The sequence below is a fragment of the Lysinibacillus mangiferihumi genome, from assembly GCF_003049665.1.
GTDB lineage: Bacteria > Bacillota > Bacilli > Bacillales_A > Planococcaceae > Lysinibacillus > Lysinibacillus mangiferihumi.
The window spans coordinates 23178-40026 of record NZ_PYWM01000039.1; the positions used below are offsets into that span (position 1 = coordinate 23178).

The window sequence follows — 16849 nt, forward strand, 5'->3', positions numbered from 1 at the left end:
GTAATCCGTACTATATAACGATAAAAATTTGTGTCCATTTCAATTTTTACAGGCAATGTGCCCTATCATGAAAAGAAAAGATTTTCAGCATGAATATTCTGAACTGTTTCTATCTCCGGTTATTGACTTCTTGCTTACACGATGTCTTAATTTAACTATAAATAATTTTAAAGCAATTCAGAAAGGGCGTATTACTATGTCTGTTGGCAAAAAATTAAGCTTCGGTTTTTTCTCGATTATTTTTATCTTATTTATGTCTTTGCTTATTTTATTCAACCAATTTTCCAATATTGAGAAGAAAGTTGAAGCTGCATTAGAAGACCGCGTTTCCCAAGTAGAACTGTCAGATAGCATTCAATTTGAAATGGCAATGCAAGGTCTTTTTATTCGCGCAATGTTTATAGAAGATACAGCAAGTAATAAGGATAGTTTAATTAAACACGCTGGATTGTTAGATGAGCACGTTGCCGAAATTGCAAAAAAAGCAGATTCGCCCGAAATGGTTGAATATGCCAAAGAACTTGATACATATAACGATGCTTTTAACAAAGCAGCTGATCGTGCTTTAGCTTTACATGATGAAGGAAAATTAGATGAGGCATTAAAAATAGTCAATAGTGATGCACAACAAGCAAACCTAGGACTACTAGAAGTCTCAAATAAAGTTGTCGATTACCAAAAAACACAGCTAGAGAATATTACAGCAGAATCTAAAGAAGCAGTAAAAAATTCACAAATCATTTCGATTATAGCGATTATTATTGGAGTAGCACTTGGCATATTCCTAATGCTTTATGTACATCGCAAAGTTACTAGCCCTTTAAAATCAGTTGTAGCCGCTGCCAACAACATTGCAAACGGTGAATTATATCATCAAGATATTACCAATCACTCCAAAGATGAAATCGGGCAACTGGCAATAGCCTTTAATACGATGAAAAGTAACTTAAGTAGTTTAATGACACATATCCAAGGAAATTCAGAACATTTAACAGGTGCAGCCGAGGAGTTAACGGCTTCTACTGAAGAAGTTTCTGCTACAACAGAAGAAGTTTCTTCACGCATTAATGAAACCGCCGCCGCGGCCGAAACCGCAACAATTGCTGCAAAGGAAAGTGCTGCCGCCATGGATGAAACAGCTACAGGTGTACAACGTATTGCAGAAGCAACACAACAGCTTCACCATAGTGCCATCGCTACATCAGAAACAGCCAATACAGGGAACAATATAATAGAAGAAGCCCAACAGCAAATGAATGTAATCAATGATTCTACTCAACTTATTAACACACTCGTTCAAAAACTAAGTAAACAATCAGTAGAAATCAGCAATATTACAGAAGTTATTACAACAATTACAGATCAAACCAACCTGCTCGCTCTAAATGCCGCTATCGAAGCAGCACGCGCAGGTGAACACGGGAAAGGATTTGCTGTTGTAGCGGATGAGGTGCGCAAGCTAGCCGAAGAATCAAAACGATCAGCTAATAAAATTGTCGCTTTAACACAAGATATTCAACAAGATACAAAAAATGTTGAAAAAGCAGTAGTCGATGGTCTTCATTCTGTAAATGATGGTGTTAAAATGATTGGAGAAGCAGGCATTGCTTTCGAATCCATTGTCCAAGCCATTACAACGATGTCCGATCAAATTGAAGATATTTCAGCAACATCAGAAGAAATATCTGCTAGCGCTGAACAAGTAGCCGCATCAGTTGCTGAGATTGCTTACGGCGCTTCAGCAAGTGCGGATAATACAAAGATTATTGCCGAAGCAATGAAAGAACAAGCAGCAACAATTCAACAAGTAAACTTCGTTGCAACAGAATTAAGCGAGAAATCTTTAGAGTTGCAAAATCAGATTCACCAATTTAAGTTATAAAACAACAATTAAACATTCTAGGTCAACGCTGAAACCGAGACAGCGTTTATCCTAGAGTGTTTTTTTACACATTTTTTTATAAATAATTGGATAAACCAATTAATAACAAATGGATATTTTGACATAAAATCATTTTTATACAAAATATAGCTTACTTTGTTGATTTCTGTCGAAAAGAGGATACTGCAAAAACAAAAATCTATTCTTAATTGAAAAACACACCACATTTTTTATAAAAACTAGCGATGATAAAGGCAAATGAATTATTTCAAAAAAATATTAGACTACTTTTTTGCGCTAAAATCCCCCTATAAACAACATAAATAGTCATGTTAAATCATACAATTTTCTCTCATTTTCCCTTTTTTTCTCTCCCAAAGCTAAATACTAGATAAATACAAAACAAAATTTTTATATATCATTTATAGATAGTATTATTCCTATTTTTAGATTAGAAACTGCAAAAAATTACCTAATAAAAAATCATATTCACTTAGTTTTACGATGATTTTCTACAAAACTATAAAAATTCTTCAAGGTAGAACATCCGTGACTTTCGAATCATTTTTTATTTCGTAATAATATTAACGAAAAAATAGGAATTTTCCGTATAGTAAATCATTTTTTTGATTTTGTTTCATTTTTGATATTTTTAGCTATTTTAAATCAAATTATCATTATTTAAACACTTTCGTACTCTAAAGTGATAAACAGAAGAAAATTATTATTCTTGTAAATGTCAGATAATACTATATAAATTTGAATCTTTTTTATTTTGTGCACAATGATTTTTTTGGTATATTAAATAGGAGCTTCAAAGAAGGCTTAAAATTATATAAGGGGGATTTACATGATTAAAAACAAAAAGTTTTTATTACTAACAGTCCTTGCAGTATTTTCATTAGTTCTTGCTGCATGTGGCTTCGGTGGAGATAAGTCTGATAATTCTTCATCTTCAGACGGTAACAAAGATTCTGGTTCAAAAGCTAAAGAGCTTAATGTAGCAATCGCTTCAGAACCACCTTCTTTACACCCAGGACTTGCATCGGATACTGATTCTAGTGCAATCTTAACTAACATTTTTGAAGGTCTAGTTGTTGTAGACCAAGAAGGTACCCCTACTCCAGGTATGGCTGAGAAGTGGGAGATTAGTGATGATAAAAAGACTTATACGTTCAAATTACGTGATGCAAAATGGTCAAATGGCGATCCAGTTGTAGCAGGTGATTTTGAATATGCTTGGAAATGGGCTTTAAATCCAGAAAACCTTTCACAGTATGCTTCTATTTTCTACCCAATTAAAGGGGCTCAAGCATACAACGAAGGAGGCGGTTCTGTTGATGCTATTGGTATCAAAGCAGAAGATGACAAAACTTTAGTTGTAACTTTAGAAAACCCAACTCCATATTTCCTAGAATTAACAGGATTCAAAACTTATTTACCAATTAACCCAAAAGTGGCTGAAGCTAATGAAGATTGGTACGCAGACGCTGGTGAAAATTACGTAACAAATGGTCCTTATAAATTAAGCGATTGGAAACATAGCGATTCTATCGTTCTTACAAAAAATGAAGATTATTGGAATGCATCAAATGTTGACGTTACTACTGTCAATGTTGCTATGATTGAAAAAGAATCAGTTGTTGCTACTAACTTTAAATCTGGTTCACTTGACTATATCGGTAAACCATTCCAAACAGTAGACCTTAATGCAATTGATGAATTCAAAAAAGATGGTTCTTTAAAAATCAAGGACGAAGCAAGTGTTTATTGGTATAAATTCAATACAAAAGACAAAATTATGTCTAATGTGAATATCCGTAAAGCGCTTACATTAGCAATCGATCGTCAAACATTAATTGATAACGTAACTAAAGGTGAGCAAAAACCGGCTCTAGGTATGGTTCCATTATCAGTTCCTGGATTTGAAGAAGACCGTGGTTACTACAAAGATAATGATGTTGATGAAGCAAAAGCTGCTCTTGAAGCTGGGATGAAAGAACTTGGTATTAAAGACCCTAAAGATATTAAAGTTAACATTTCATTTAACACTTCTGAAGGGCACGCAGCAATCGCTCAATATATCCAAGAAGAGTGGAGTAAAAAACTTGGTATTACATCTCAGTTAGATAACTCAGAATGGCAAGTTTATTTAGAAAAATTAAAAACTGGTGACTATCAAATCGGTCGTATGGGCTGGGTAGCTGACTATATCGACGCATATACATTCCTTGAAATGTATGATACGGCTAAAAACGGTAACAACCAAACAGGTTGGGAAAATGCTCAATACAAAGATTTATTGACAAAAGCAGTTGCTGAAGTAGACGAAGCTAAACGTCTTGATTATTTAAAACAAGCTGAAGCAATTGCTATGACAGAATTCCCAGTTGCACCTATTTACTACTACACTCACTTATCTGTAGTTAAAGAAAATATTGAAAACTTAGATACGAATCCAACTGGTGACATCCACTTTAAAGATGTAAAGATTAAAGAATAAATAATTTTGTTAACAATTTCTTTTTAAGCTCTAGCTGAGAGCTGCCTCGTAGCCCTTGCGGCGCGAGTCAGCTCTTTTTAAAATACGAAAGCACTTATTTGTCAGATAATTGACAAGTAGAAGGAGGAGTTTTATGTGATTAAATATATTCTGAAAAGGCTGATGTATATACTTCTCGCGCTTTTCGTCATCGTAACGGCTACGTTTTTCCTATTGCGTCTTGCTCCTGGTAACCCATTTGCATCTGAACGCAATTTCCCTCCTCAAATAGAGGAAAAGTTAAACGAAACGTATGGATTAAATAACCCTTGGTATATTCAGTACAAAGATTATTTAATCGATGCGGCCACTTTTAATTTCGGTGAATCTATGAAATATAAATCGCGTTCAACGAATGATATGATTGCAGAAGGCTTTCCTGTATCTTTAACTTTAGGGATAGAAGCTATGCTGCTAGCTATTGGATTTGGTGTATTAATCGGTGTAGTTGCTGCGCTTTATCATAATAGGTGGCCAGATTATTTGGCAACGACTTTTGCGGTGCTCGGAATTTCCGTTCCATCCTTTATATTAGCTGGACTCATGCAGTATTTCATTGCATACAAACTTCAGTTATTCCCGATTAGTGGATGGAAAGGCTTTAGTTATAGTATATTGCCAGCCTTAGCTATTGCACTTTCGCATATGGGCTTTATAGCTAAACTAACACGTTCAAGTATGCTTGAACAAAATAATAGTGATTACGTAAAAATGGCTCGTGCAAAAGGTTTAGGGAAATGGACAGTCGTCTTCCGCCATACTTTACGTAACGCCCTTTTACCAGTCATTACTTATTTAGGTCCATTAACTGCTGGTGTTGTTACAGGAAGCTTCATTGTAGAGCAAATTTTTGCGGTTCCTGGTTTAGGTAAACACTTTGTACAGAGTATTACGAACCGTGACTATACAGTTGTTATGGGAACAACGGTGTTCTTCTCAATCATTCTTTTATTTGCGGTATTGATCGTAGATATATTATATAGCGTGATCGATCCGCGAATTAAGCTGAAAGGAGCGAAAAAGTAATGACACAGCAACAAATCGAGAAAGATAAGTTTAAAATTGTTGGTGGAAATCATGAAGCAACTGAAAAATTAGCCGATAAATCTATCTCCTTTTGGAAGGAAGTATTTATTCGTTTTTCCCATAATAAAATGGCGATTTTTGGTTTAATTGCTTTAATAGTTATTGTTTTGATGGCTATATTTGTGCCAATGTTTTCACAATACCACTATAGTGATCAATTAGGTACCTATAATGCCCCACCATCTTCAAAATTTTGGTTTGGTACAGATGATTTAGGTCGAGATGTTTTCGTTCGAGTATGGGCTGGCGCTCGTATATCTTTACTCATTGGGATTGCTGCTGCAGTTATTGACTTGATCATCGGCGTATTATGGGGAAGTATTTCTGGTTTAGCAGGTGGCCGTGTTGATAATATTATGATGCGTATTGCCGATGTTTTAACAGCTGTTCCTTACTTACTAGTTGTTATCGTACTTTTAGTAGTAATGGAACAAGGTATTATTCCAATGATTATCGCATTATCGATTACAGGTTGGATTAATATGGCTCGTATTGTTCGCGGTGAAGTATTATCTATTAAAAATCAAGAGTATGTTTTAGCTGCTCGAACTCTGGGCGCAAGCACGGGACATTTAATTTTAAGACATTTAGTGCCAAATGCACTTGGTGCGATTTTAGTAACAATGACATTAACTGTACCACATGCTATTTTTACAGAGTCTTTCCTTAGTTATCTAGGACTTGGGGTTCCTGCTCCACAAGCCTCTTGGGGAACAATGGCTTCTGAAGGTAATGGAGCGATTACCAATGCTCCTTGGCGTTTAATATTCCCTGCATTATTCATTTCACTAACAATCTTTGCGTTTAACGCAGTTGGTGATGGCTTACGAGATGCACTAGATCCAAAACTACGTAAATAAGGAGGTGGCCGAAAATGAGTAAAACAATTTTAGAAGTAAAAGATTTAAAAATTAACTTTAAAACTTATGCTGGACTTGTCCATGCTGTTCGTGGTGTAAACTTCGATTTAAAAGAAGGTGAAACGCTAGCGATCGTTGGTGAATCTGGTTCAGGTAAGAGTGTTACGAGTAATGCCTTAATGAAATTAATTCCACAGCCACCTGGTATTTATGAGTCAGGACAAATTTTATTCAATGGCCGTGATTTAATTCCACTTAGTGAAAAAGAAATGTCAAAAGTGCGCGGAAATGAAATTGCTATGATTTTCCAAGATCCGATGACAAGTTTGAACCCAACGATGAAGGTCGGACGTCAAATTACTGAAGTAATTTTACAACATAAAAAAGTTTCAAAAGATGCGGCGAAAAAACGCGCGATTGAACTTTTGACGCAAGTAGGCATACCCTTCCCTGAAAAACGTTATAAACAATATCCACATGAATTTTCAGGCGGGATGCGCCAACGTGTTGTAATCGCTATTGCACTTGCGGCAGATCCGAAGTTGTTAATTGCCGATGAGCCTACAACAGCATTAGACGTAACTATTCAAGCACAAATTTTAGAATTAATGAAAGAAATCCAAAAGAATTCTAAAACATCTATCATTTTCATTACCCACGACCTTGGTGTTGTGGCTAACGTTGCTGACCGTGTAGCCGTTATGTATGCTGGTCAAATCGTTGAATACGGTACAGTAGATGATATTTTCTATAATCCAAAACATCCTTATACTTGGGGATTACTTGGTTCTATGCCTGATTTAGATAGTAATGAGGACGAACTATTACGTACGATTCCTGGTTCACCACCGGATCTTACAAATCCTCCAAAAGGTGATGCGTTTGCTGCTCGTAATGAATTTGCAATGGCAATTGACTATGAGCAAGAGCCACCAATGTTCAAAGTAAGCGACACACACTATGCAAAAACTTGGTTGTTGCATCCTGACGCGCCAAAAATTCCACTTCCAGATGCGGTTGCTAAACGTATTGAAGGCTTTATTGCGAAGGAGGAAGAATTCAATGACTAAAACGGGTGCAAAAAAAATTCTTGAAGTTAAAAACGTAAAACAATATTTTGGCTCACCAAGCAACCCTATTAAAGCTGTTGATGGTATTAGTTTTGATGTCTACAAAGGTGAAACACTTGGTCTTGTTGGTGAATCAGGCTGTGGTAAATCAACGACTGGTCGTTCAATCATTCGCCTCTATGATATTACAGGTGGCGAAATTATTTTCGACGGTGAAAACGTTCATGGTAAAAAATCTAAAAATGAATTAAAGAATTTTAATCGTCAAATGCAAATGATTTTCCAAGACCCATACGCATCGTTAAACCCGCGTATGACGGCTGGGGAAATCATTGGGGAAGCTTTCGATATTCACGGTTTGTATAAGGATAAGAAAGCACGTCGCGAAAAAATCAACCAATTGCTTGAAGCTGTTGGTTTAAACAAAGAGCACGCTAACCGTTATGCCCATGAATTCTCTGGTGGTCAACGTCAACGTATCGGTATCGCACGTGCGCTAAGCTTAGATCCTAAGTTTATCATTGCCGATGAACCTATCTCTGCACTTGACGTATCGATTCAAGCGCAAGTTGTAAACTTATTAAAACAACTACAAAAAGAACGTGGCTTAACGTATCTATTCATTGCCCATGACCTTTCGATGGTTAAATATATCAGTGACCGTATCGCTGTTATGTACCGTGGTAAAATTTTGGAAATTGGTAAAGCAGATGATATTTACAATCATCCTGTACACCCTTATACAAAATCATTATTGTCAGCTATTCCGCTTCCAGACCCTATGTCAGAAAAGCGTCGTCAACGTATTCCTTATAAACATACAGAAGTTGATGAAAGCGCCACATACCATGAAGTTGGCGAACAACATTATGTATATGGTACTGCTGACCTTGTGAAAACTTGGGTTGCCACTAAGTAATATATATGATCCATCCGCTGCAATTATGCATTGGATGGATCATTTTTTTTAGGATCATTCTTTTAAACATCTCTTTACGCTTATTTTATTGGCTCATCAGCTATCAATTCAAGATCTTGAATCTCTGTTCCTGTTTCACGATCGATATTATAGCTTTTTATTCGATTATTAATCGCAATCGTGGACGTACTAAATAACATCGGTACAACCATTGCCTTGTCTGCCATATATTCTTGCCATTTACGGAATGCTTGGGCGCGATACGTGGCATCTAACGCCTCTTGTGAGTCAATATCATTTAATAGCTTCGTTAAATCATCCGAAACGTAGCGACTAAAGTTAAATGCGGCTCCTTTACTGTACAATCCTGCTGGTGATGGGTTCGTACCAGTACTCCATGCTGCGATAAAGATATCAATTTCAGGATCATCTGCTTGTACTTTATCGTAGAAGTTGTTAAATTCAATTAATCGACCTGTCGTTAGTTGTACATCCAAGCCAACATCTTTCCAGTTTTGACGGTAGTACTCAATAATTGCTTCAGCCGTATCTGAACCTGACATTGCAGCTAAACGAATCGTAAACTTATTGCCCTCTTTATCTTCGCGAATACCATCTCCATCAATATCTTTATAGCCTGCTGCATCTAATAATTGTTTCGCTTTTTCAGGATTATAGTGGTAGCCCTCTAGCGTGTCATCATAGTATGTTTTAAACGCTGGTGGAATTAATGAATTGGCCCGCACTCGAAGACCTTGATAAAATCTGTCTGTTACCGTTTCAATATCCATGGCATAAGCAATCGCTTTGCGTAAATCAACATCATTCATTTTTGCCTTTTCATCATAAACATTCTCGCCTTTTTCTTGATCATAATGTCCGAGCTTAAAGCCTAAGTAGCCGTATGATAATTCAGGACGCCCTAATATTGATATATTCGTTAAATCCTTTACACTGTCATATTGCGTTGCAGGGAAAGATGCGATATCAAATTGCCCTGCTTTCAATGCTTCACCAACAGTAGAAGTCGAGACAACTTTGATAATAAGCTTATCAACTTTTGGTTTACCTTTATAGTAATGTTCATTAGCCACAAACTGCACAGATTCCCCATTTACAATCTGATCATATTTAAATGCACCGAGAGTAATTGGATTTTTACGTACAGCATCAGAAGAAATTAAATCTTTTATAGCAATCGATTCGAGTTGATGCTTCGGTGCTGCATAGCCCCATAAGCCATCCCCTCCTGAAAAAATAGCAGGCGATATTTTCTTTAATGAAATTTCAATTGATTTATCATCTATTTTTTTAATGCCAGAAATCGTATCTGCTTTGCCATCATGGTATTCTTCAGCACCTATAATATTTTTAAAGTCATCATCATAGCGCACACCGTCATAATCCGGATGACCAATAATTTCATACGGATAGATTAAATCCTCTGCCATTAATGGCGTGCCATCCGACCAGTTCACATCACCTTGAATCGTGATTGTCACCTTTTTATTGTCCGTATCGACATCTAACTTGGCAATTCCCTCATCCGTTATTAAAAAGTCGCCATCGACATTAAATAGACCATTTGAAGCATAGCTCATAATGGAACTATCCGTGGCATCGACATAAAGCTCCGCAAGGAAAACGCCTTTAAATGGTGAATCTGCAACAAGCCCGACATGTAATGTACCACCTTCAATGGCCTCCCCCTCATTTACTACCTTCATCGGTAGCAAACTTGTATCTACTTTGTTATCTTCTGTTTCGACTGGTTTATCATTGCTATCTTCCGCCTCGTTTGCCTGCTCTTTATTGGTGCTACTGCAAGCAGCTAATAACAACATGATTATGAATATCACGGATAACGTCAACGACTTTTTTGTCATCGTTATTCCTCCCCCTTACATTTTCACTTTGTCTAGTTGATTTTTTATTTAGCTAAAAATGCCCTATTTTATCGGTGTGTCAGCTATCACTTCAATATTTTGTTTCTCTGTAGTATTTCCATATTTAATATTGTAGTTTTTAATGCGTTTATTGACCGGAATAATTTCAGTACGGAAATACATTGGAATAATCGTTGCTTTATCATTCATATAAACTTGCCATGCACGGAAAGCTTGTGCGCGATAATGTGCATCTAGTGCTGCTTCAGAGTCAATATTATTTAATAGTTTTGTAAGGTCATCCGAAACATAGCGACTGTAGTTAAATGAGGCTCCTTTACTATAAAACCCAGCTGGTGATGGGTTCGTCCCAGTGCCCCATGCAGCCATATACATATCAATTTCAGGATCATCTGCCTGTACTTTCTCGTAAAAGTTATTGAATTCAAGAAGACGCCCTGTCGTTAATTGCACATCTAAACCAACATCTTTCCAGTTTTGACGATAATACTCCACAATCGCTTCATCCGTATCTGAACCGGCTATCGCCGCTAAACGAATGGCAAACTTATTGCCGTCTTTATCTTCACGAATACCATCACCATCTGTATCTTTATAGCCTGCTGCATCTAATAGTTCTTTCGCCTTTTCAGGATTGTAATGATAGCCCTCTAGCGTGTTATCATAGTAAGATTTAAAAGCTGGTGGGATTAAGGAGTTCGCCCGCACCCGTAATCCTTGATAAAATTTATCTGTTACCGTTTCAATATCCATGGCATAAGCAATGGCTTTACGTAAATCAGTATCATTCATTTTAGCCTTTTCATCATAAACATTCTCGCCTTTTTCTTGATCATAGTGTCCGAGCTTAAAGCCTAAATAGCTGTATGCTAATTCAGGACGCCCTAATATCGAAATATTCGTTAAATTTTTTATACTATCATATTGATTGGCTCTAAATTCTGATGTTAAATCGAATTTCCCTGTTTTCAGCGCTTCCCCCACCGAGGTTGAAGGAACAACTTGCACAACTACTTTCTCAATCTTTGGCTTCCCTTTAAAATAATGCTCATTGGCAACCAACTGTACGGACTCGCCATTGACAATATTGTCAAATTTAAATGGCCCAAGTGTAATTGGATTTTTGCGTACAGCATCAGAAGAAATTAAATCTTTTATAGCAATGGATTCGAGTTGATGTTTAGGTGCTGCATAGCCCCATAAGCCATCCCCTCCGGAATAAATCGCTGGCGATACTTTCTTTAACGAAATTTCAATTGATTTATCATCTATTTTTTTAATGCCTGCTATCGTCTCTGCTTTGCCAGCATGGTATTCTTCAGCCCCTATAATATTTTTAAAATCATCATCATAGCGCACACCGTCGTAATCCGGATGACCGATAATTTCATACGGATAGATTAAATCCTCTGCCATTAATGGTGTGCCATCCGACCATTTCACATCACCTTGTATTGTAATGAGCATTTTTTTATTGTCAGCATCAACATCTAATTTGGCAATTCCTTTATCGGTGATTAAAAAATCTTCATCCAATACAAATAAGCTATTTGTTGTGTAATTCATTATTGCTGCGTCATAAGCATCAAGGTAATACTCCCATGAGAAAACACCTTTGAATGGAGAATCTGTCACAAGCCCAACATGTAATGTGCCATCTTGCACAGCATCCCCTTCGTTCGTTACTTCAAATGGAAGTGTACTTGTATCTACTTTGTTATCTTCTGTTTGTACTGGTTTATCATTGCTATCTTTGGCTTCACTTGCTTGCTCTTTATCGGAGCTTTTACAGGCAGTTAATAGCAATAGGATTGTCAACGTCACGACAGTAATTAACCACTTTTTTGTCATTGTTATTACCTCCTATATCATCCCAATCTTTGTTTTGCATCAGCGGCACGACGAAATGCTTGACCGATATAATTAATGCCAAGTATCAATAGTAAAATTAATAACGATGCTGGTAACCATACCCACCATTTCTCGGCTAACACAAGTGGATTTCTAGCGTAGCTTACTAAAGTACCTAAACTTGGTGTAGAGGGTGGTAGCCCAAACCCTAAAAATGATAAGCCTGTTTCGATCCCAATATTGCCAGCAAGACTTAAAGTAAACTCTACAATTAATAACGAACTTAAATTAGGCAAAACGCCTTTAAACATAATCGCGAAATCACTTGTCCCCATTGTTTTAGAAGCGCTTACATAATCCCGTCGCCCTTCCGATAATGCTTTACTTCGAATTAACCGTGCAACGCCTATCCATTGAAATGCACTAATAATCATCACGAGTTCAAAAACACCATATTCAGGGATAATGGACACAAGGACTATAAAAATCATAAATGTCGGCAATGTAATAATAAAATCAATGATGCGCATCATGACATTGTCTACAATTCCGCTGTAATAGCCCATAATAATCCCTAGCGCAATCCCAATTATATTGGCAATAACGGTCACCCAAATGGCGATTAACAGTGAATTTTTAGCGCCAATCACTAATTGCCCAAGTACATCACGTCCTGCTTCATCTGCCCCTAAGATATAGCCATTCTCGCCTGGCTCTGTGTAGCGTTCAAACAGATTGATTTTCAATACTTCTTCTTGATCGAGCATCCAAGCAGTAATAAAAATCGAAATGATGATTAGTGTAACGCCCACAAAGGAAAACATTGCAACTTTATCTTTCTTAAACTCTCGTAAAACAACTTGTATACCTGTTGGCGGTGTGCTTTCCATCATTACTGTTTCATTGTTATGTTGTGTCATGTCCTTTCACCTCAACATTATGTTTAGTCGTTAGTCTATACGGATACGCGGATCGACAATGCTCATAATAATATCCGACAACAGACTACCTAATAATGCTAAGAAACCATACAGCATAATCAGTGCGGTAATGACACTATAGTCGCGACTCGTTATCGAACTAATAAACAATTCGCCCATACCTGGATAGCCGTAAATCGTTTCGATAAAAATGGAGCCGCCTAATAAACCTGTAATTGTAAACCCTAAAAACGCTGCAATTGGAAGTACTGAATTGCGGAAAATATGTCGCGTATAAATTCTTCTTATTGGAATACCTTTACTGCGAGCAGTTTTGACATAATCCTGTGTTTTCGCATCAATAATTTCTGAGCGTAAATATTGGATAATCCCTGTAGTACCTAAAATAGCTGCCGTCATCGCAGGTAAGAGCAAGTGATATATTTTATTCCAATAATAGGTTAGTGTTCCCGATTCTAGGCCAACATCAACGGTTCCACTCGTTGGAAACCACATTAGGCGATAACCAAAAACAAATAAAAACACGAGTGATAAGACAAATGTCGGAATCGCAAAGCTAATAAAGCTATATAAAATAATGATTTTGTCTAACAATGTATCTTGTTTACGTCCTGCAAGCATTCCAAGCGGTATTGCTAATAAATAAACCAATATAACACTAAGTAAAGATAGCCAAAATGTATTGAGTGCTCGCTCTCCAATCAATGTTGACACCGCAATTTTATATGTATAGCTTTGTCCAAAATCTCCTTGGAGAGCATTTGCAATCCAGCGATAATACTGTTCATACCAAGGGTCATAGAAGCCTGCTTGTATTCGTAGTTCCTCAATTCTTGATGGGTCTGTTTCAGGTGTGATTAACCCTGTAAACGGATCACCAGGCATTTGCTTTGCCAATATAAAGACGATTAAACTCAAGATAAACAATTGTGGAATCATGACGAGTACACGTCTAACAACGGTTTTCCACATGTTACAATCCCTCCTGCTCAATTTCGGACATCGCCACTTTATGCGTATCTGAAATAGATTTTAAAGGGTATACTTTGCCTTGCTTATCATAGTATTGATGATGGTCTTTTTGATATTTCTCTTCGACTTTTTGTCGTACTGCTTTGCGCTCCATTCTTGTTTCAGGCTCAATATGCGGAATGGCGGACAGTAAGCGATTTGTGTAAATATGCTGTGGATTGCTATAAATATCTTGACGGGTACCAGTTTCCACAAAGCGTCCCTTATACATAATGGCAATGTAATCACACATATGTTTCACGACACCTAGGTCATGGGAGATAAATAAATAACTTAGCCCATATTCTTGCTGAATGTCTTTCATAAAGTTCAGCACTTGTGCTTGCACCGACAAATCGAGTGCCGACACAGGTTCATCTGCAATAATTAATTTCGGATTACAAGCAACCGCTCGAGCTATACCAAGACGCTGCTTTTGCCCTCCAGAAAATTCATGAGGATACTTTAACAGCACATCCTCCGACATACCGACAATGGCTAGTAATTCTTTAATACGCCTGCGCTCCTCCTGATCACTAAGCTTCATAAAGTTACGTATCGGCTCTGCCAGTATATCGATTACACGCTTTCTAGGGTTCATACTAGAATGAGCGTCTTGAAATATCATTTGAATATCACGACTATAGGCTGACCCTCGCTTGCGACGGCGATTGGTAACATTCTGTCCTTCATAAATAATTTGCCCCGTTGTTACCTTTTCAAGACCAATAATGGCTTTACCTGTAGTAGATTTCCCTGAACCTGACTCGCCAACTAAACCGTATGTTTTTCCTTTTTCAAATGCCATTGTAATGCCATCAACCGCATACACTTTATCTTTTATCGTATTGAAAAAGCCACCGCGAATCGGATAATGGACGTTTAAATCTTTAATTTGCATAAAGCTCATCCTGACAGCCCCTCGCTTTCTCCTGCAAAATGAAAGTGTTGCCAGCATGTACAACGAACAAAATGCTCAGGTGCAATTTCATGTAATTGTGGATGACTTTCATGAGCGGACGCGTCAATCCACGGTATACGCGATGAAAATCGGCAACCTTCACGCGGTAAATTTACAAGTGAAGGCACCATGCCTTGTATTACCTCTAGGCGCTCATGTTCCTCATGAGTTTGTGGAATCGAGTTTAATAGGGACCGTGTATATGGATGTTTGGCATTGTTAAAAAGCTCTTGAACAGGCGCCTCTTCAATCACTTGGCCCGCATACATAACAGCAACTCGATCTGCCACCTCTGCTACAACACCTAAGTCATGGGTAATTAAAATAACGCCAGCATGTGTTTCATCTTGTAACGCTTTTAACAAATCTAAAATTTGTGCTTGTATCGTTACGTCCAATGCTGTTGTCGGTTCATCAGCAATAATGATGGCAGGTTTGCTCGATAAAGCTATCGCAATCATCACGCGTTGACGCATACCACCTGATAATTGATGAGGAAATTGTTTAGCAACCCGTTTAGGATTAGCAATACCTACTTGCTCTAACAACTCTATTACACGTTCTTCCCGTTGTTGCTTTGTAAGTGTTGTATGATAAATAAGCCCTTCTGCAATTTGTTCATGGATGCGCATTAATGGATTTAATGCCGAAAGAGGATCTTGAAAAATAAAGCCAATGTCATTCCCTCGTAGTTGGTTGAATTGCTCTTCACTTAACTGTGTTAAATTTTGTTGATTGTAAAGTATTTCTCCAGTCACTTTTGTATTCATTGCATTATGTAAGCCTACAATTGTTGTAGCTAACGTACTTTTCCCACAGCCCGACTCTCCAACTATAGCCAAAATTTCATTTTTTCTAAGCGAAAGCGAAACATCTTCAATTGCTGCATGATAAGTGTCTTTTAATCGAAAGCTCGTCGTTAAATTTTTTATCGTCAACAAGTCATTTGTACACAAACAGTCTCCCTCCTACAATTATTTATCCGACAATTCATTTTCTCTATATTAGAATTGCAATTTATCTAAAATCCCCCTTTCTTCACTCTTATTTTTTGTGAAAAATAATGTTTATCAAAATTACCTACCACAAGAAAAAACACGCTTTTCTATAGATAGAATAATCAGATAATTTAATGTATTGCTATTTTATCTAGAAATAATACATAAAATCAAGCTTATTTTGCAAATTACTATTATAAAATTAAGGAGTATCAGCCTAGTTTTCGCTACAGGAAAATTAGTTTCCTAGTATCAAATTCAATTATTTGTTATCTTAATAAAATAAATACGCAAGGTTGTGGGTATTATTTTAAAATAATTAATTGAATATGAAATTTTAACTGGAAGTTTTATTTAACTCAATATAGTAACTATCAATAAATTTTATAGATATATTTATCGTTATCTATTTTCTATATCAAACATTCCGCATTATCCACCTCTTATTACATCAATAAAATTAAAATACAACATTTTATTATAAGTTATACTTTAATTACACTTTCAGTTGATGTTATTTAAGTTTGTAACTTTTTACAGAAAAATAGTTAGTTTTTACGCTTTATAAAATCCTTGCATGTACAATTTTGATACCCCCGTTTTCATGCCTTGGGTAGGGGATTTCACTATGCTCCGCGGGTATTCTCTCTTGCTTCGCGGGTATTTCTCTCTACTCCGCGGGTATTCTCTCTTGCTCCGCGGGGATTTCACTCTGCTTCGCGGATATTTCTCTCTACTCCGCGGGTATTCTCTCTTGTTCCGCGGGTACACCCCCTTGCTCCGCGGGTATTCTCTCTTATTCCGCGGGTATCACCCTGCCC

12 protein-coding genes are annotated in these 16849 nt (G+C 37.0%); 6 read left to right on the top strand and 6 right to left on the bottom strand.

Features of this window, described 5'->3' with window-relative positions:
• The first annotated feature begins 196 nt into the window (after nucleotides 1–196).
• The 6 genes from C9J37_RS23980 to C9J37_RS24005 all read left to right on the top strand — a co-directional run bounded on the left by C9J37_RS23980 (nucleotide 197) and on the right by C9J37_RS24005 (nucleotide 8359).
• Nucleotides 197–1882, top strand: a complete 1686-nt coding sequence (locus C9J37_RS23980; RefSeq protein WP_107897422.1) for a methyl-accepting chemotaxis protein — start codon at nucleotides 197–199, stop codon at nucleotides 1880–1882.
• 850 nt (nucleotides 1883–2732) lie between these two features.
• Nucleotides 2733–4385, top strand: a complete 1653-nt coding sequence (locus tag C9J37_RS23985; protein WP_107897423.1) for a peptide ABC transporter substrate-binding protein — start codon at nucleotides 2733–2735, stop codon at nucleotides 4383–4385.
• 135 nt (nucleotides 4386–4520) lie between these two features.
• Complete coding sequence (locus C9J37_RS23990) at nucleotides 4521–5450, top strand: ABC transporter permease (protein ID WP_107897424.1); 930 nt, start codon at nucleotides 4521–4523, stop codon at nucleotides 5448–5450.
• The gene (locus tag C9J37_RS23995) at nucleotides 5450–6370 is read left to right on the top strand and encodes an ABC transporter permease (protein WP_107897425.1); all 921 of its coding nucleotides are present in this window, start codon (nucleotides 5450–5452) and stop codon (nucleotides 6368–6370) included. Before C9J37_RS23990 ends, C9J37_RS23995 begins: the two co-directional genes overlap by 1 nt.
• A 14-nt stretch (nucleotides 6371–6384) precedes the next feature.
• Complete coding sequence (locus tag C9J37_RS24000) at nucleotides 6385–7440, top strand: ABC transporter ATP-binding protein (RefSeq protein ID WP_107897426.1); 1056 nt, start codon at nucleotides 6385–6387, stop codon at nucleotides 7438–7440.
• Nucleotides 7433–8359, top strand: a complete 927-nt coding sequence (locus C9J37_RS24005; protein ID WP_107897427.1) for an ABC transporter ATP-binding protein — start codon at nucleotides 7433–7435, stop codon at nucleotides 8357–8359. Before C9J37_RS24000 ends, C9J37_RS24005 begins: the two co-directional genes overlap by 8 nt.
• 80 nt (nucleotides 8360–8439) lie before the next feature.
• On the opposite strand, the gene C9J37_RS24010 is transcribed toward C9J37_RS24005, so the two are convergent.
• The 6 genes from C9J37_RS24010 to C9J37_RS24035 all read right to left on the bottom strand — a co-directional run bounded on the left by C9J37_RS24010 (nucleotide 8440) and on the right by C9J37_RS24035 (nucleotide 15986).
• Nucleotides 8440–10245, bottom strand: coding sequence for an oligopeptide ABC transporter substrate-binding protein (locus tag C9J37_RS24010; protein ID WP_107897428.1), 1806 nt, complete (start codon nucleotides 10243–10245; stop codon nucleotides 8440–8442).
• A gap of 63 nt (nucleotides 10246–10308) precedes the next feature.
• Nucleotides 10309–12117 carry an oligopeptide ABC transporter substrate-binding protein gene (locus tag C9J37_RS24015; RefSeq protein ID WP_107897429.1) on the bottom strand — a complete coding sequence of 603 codons (1809 nt, stop codon included), beginning with the start codon at nucleotides 12115–12117 and terminating at the stop codon, nucleotides 10309–10311.
• 17 nt (nucleotides 12118–12134) lie between these two features.
• Nucleotides 12135–13037 carry an ABC transporter permease gene (locus C9J37_RS24020; protein ID WP_107897430.1) on the bottom strand — a complete coding sequence of 301 codons (903 nt, stop codon included), beginning with the start codon at nucleotides 13035–13037 and terminating at the stop codon, nucleotides 12135–12137.
• 30 nt (nucleotides 13038–13067) lie between these two features.
• The gene (opp4B, locus tag C9J37_RS24025) at nucleotides 13068–14030 is read right to left on the bottom strand and encodes an oligopeptide ABC transporter permease (RefSeq protein WP_107897431.1); all 963 of its coding nucleotides are present in this window, start codon (nucleotides 14028–14030) and stop codon (nucleotides 13068–13070) included.
• A gap of 1 nt (nucleotide 14031) precedes the next feature.
• Nucleotides 14032–14979 carry an ATP-binding cassette domain-containing protein gene (locus C9J37_RS24030; RefSeq protein WP_024362104.1) on the bottom strand — a complete coding sequence of 316 codons (948 nt, stop codon included), beginning with the start codon at nucleotides 14977–14979 and terminating at the stop codon, nucleotides 14032–14034.
• Nucleotides 14976–15986, bottom strand: a complete 1011-nt coding sequence (locus tag C9J37_RS24035) for an ABC transporter ATP-binding protein (RefSeq protein WP_107897432.1) — start codon at nucleotides 15984–15986, stop codon at nucleotides 14976–14978. Before C9J37_RS24035 ends, C9J37_RS24030 begins: the two co-directional genes overlap by 4 nt.
• Between the last annotated feature and the right edge of the window lie 863 nt (nucleotides 15987–16849).

Excerpts from the sequence above, each read along its gene's own strand:
- C9J37_RS23980 (WP_107897422.1), top strand. The coding sequence starts at position 197 with ATGTCTGTTGGCAAAAAATTAAGCTTCGGTTTTTTCTCGATTATTTTT.
- C9J37_RS23985 (WP_107897423.1), top strand. The coding sequence starts at position 2,733 with ATGATTAAAAACAAAAAGTTTTTATTACTAACAGTCCTTGCAGTATTT.
- C9J37_RS23995 (WP_107897425.1), top strand. The coding sequence starts at position 5,450 with ATGACACAGCAACAAATCGAGAAAGATAAGTTTAAAATTGTTGGTGGA.
- C9J37_RS24000 (WP_107897426.1), top strand. The coding sequence starts at position 6,385 with ATGAGTAAAACAATTTTAGAAGTAAAAGATTTAAAAATTAACTTTAAA.
- C9J37_RS24005 (WP_107897427.1), top strand. The coding sequence starts at position 7,433 with ATGACTAAAACGGGTGCAAAAAAAATTCTTGAAGTTAAAAACGTAAAA.
- C9J37_RS24010 (WP_107897428.1), bottom strand. The coding sequence starts at position 10,245 with ATGACAAAAAAGTCGTTGACGTTATCCGTGATATTCATAATCATGTTG.
- C9J37_RS24015 (WP_107897429.1), bottom strand. The coding sequence starts at position 12,117 with ATGACAAAAAAGTGGTTAATTACTGTCGTGACGTTGACAATCCTATTG.
- C9J37_RS24020 (WP_107897430.1), bottom strand. The coding sequence starts at position 13,037 with ATGACACAACATAACAATGAAACAGTAATGATGGAAAGCACACCGCCA.
- opp4B (WP_107897431.1), bottom strand. The coding sequence starts at position 14,030 with ATGTGGAAAACCGTTGTTAGACGTGTACTCGTCATGATTCCACAATTG.
- C9J37_RS24030 (WP_024362104.1), bottom strand. The coding sequence starts at position 14,979 with ATGAGCTTTATGCAAATTAAAGATTTAAACGTCCATTATCCGATTCGC.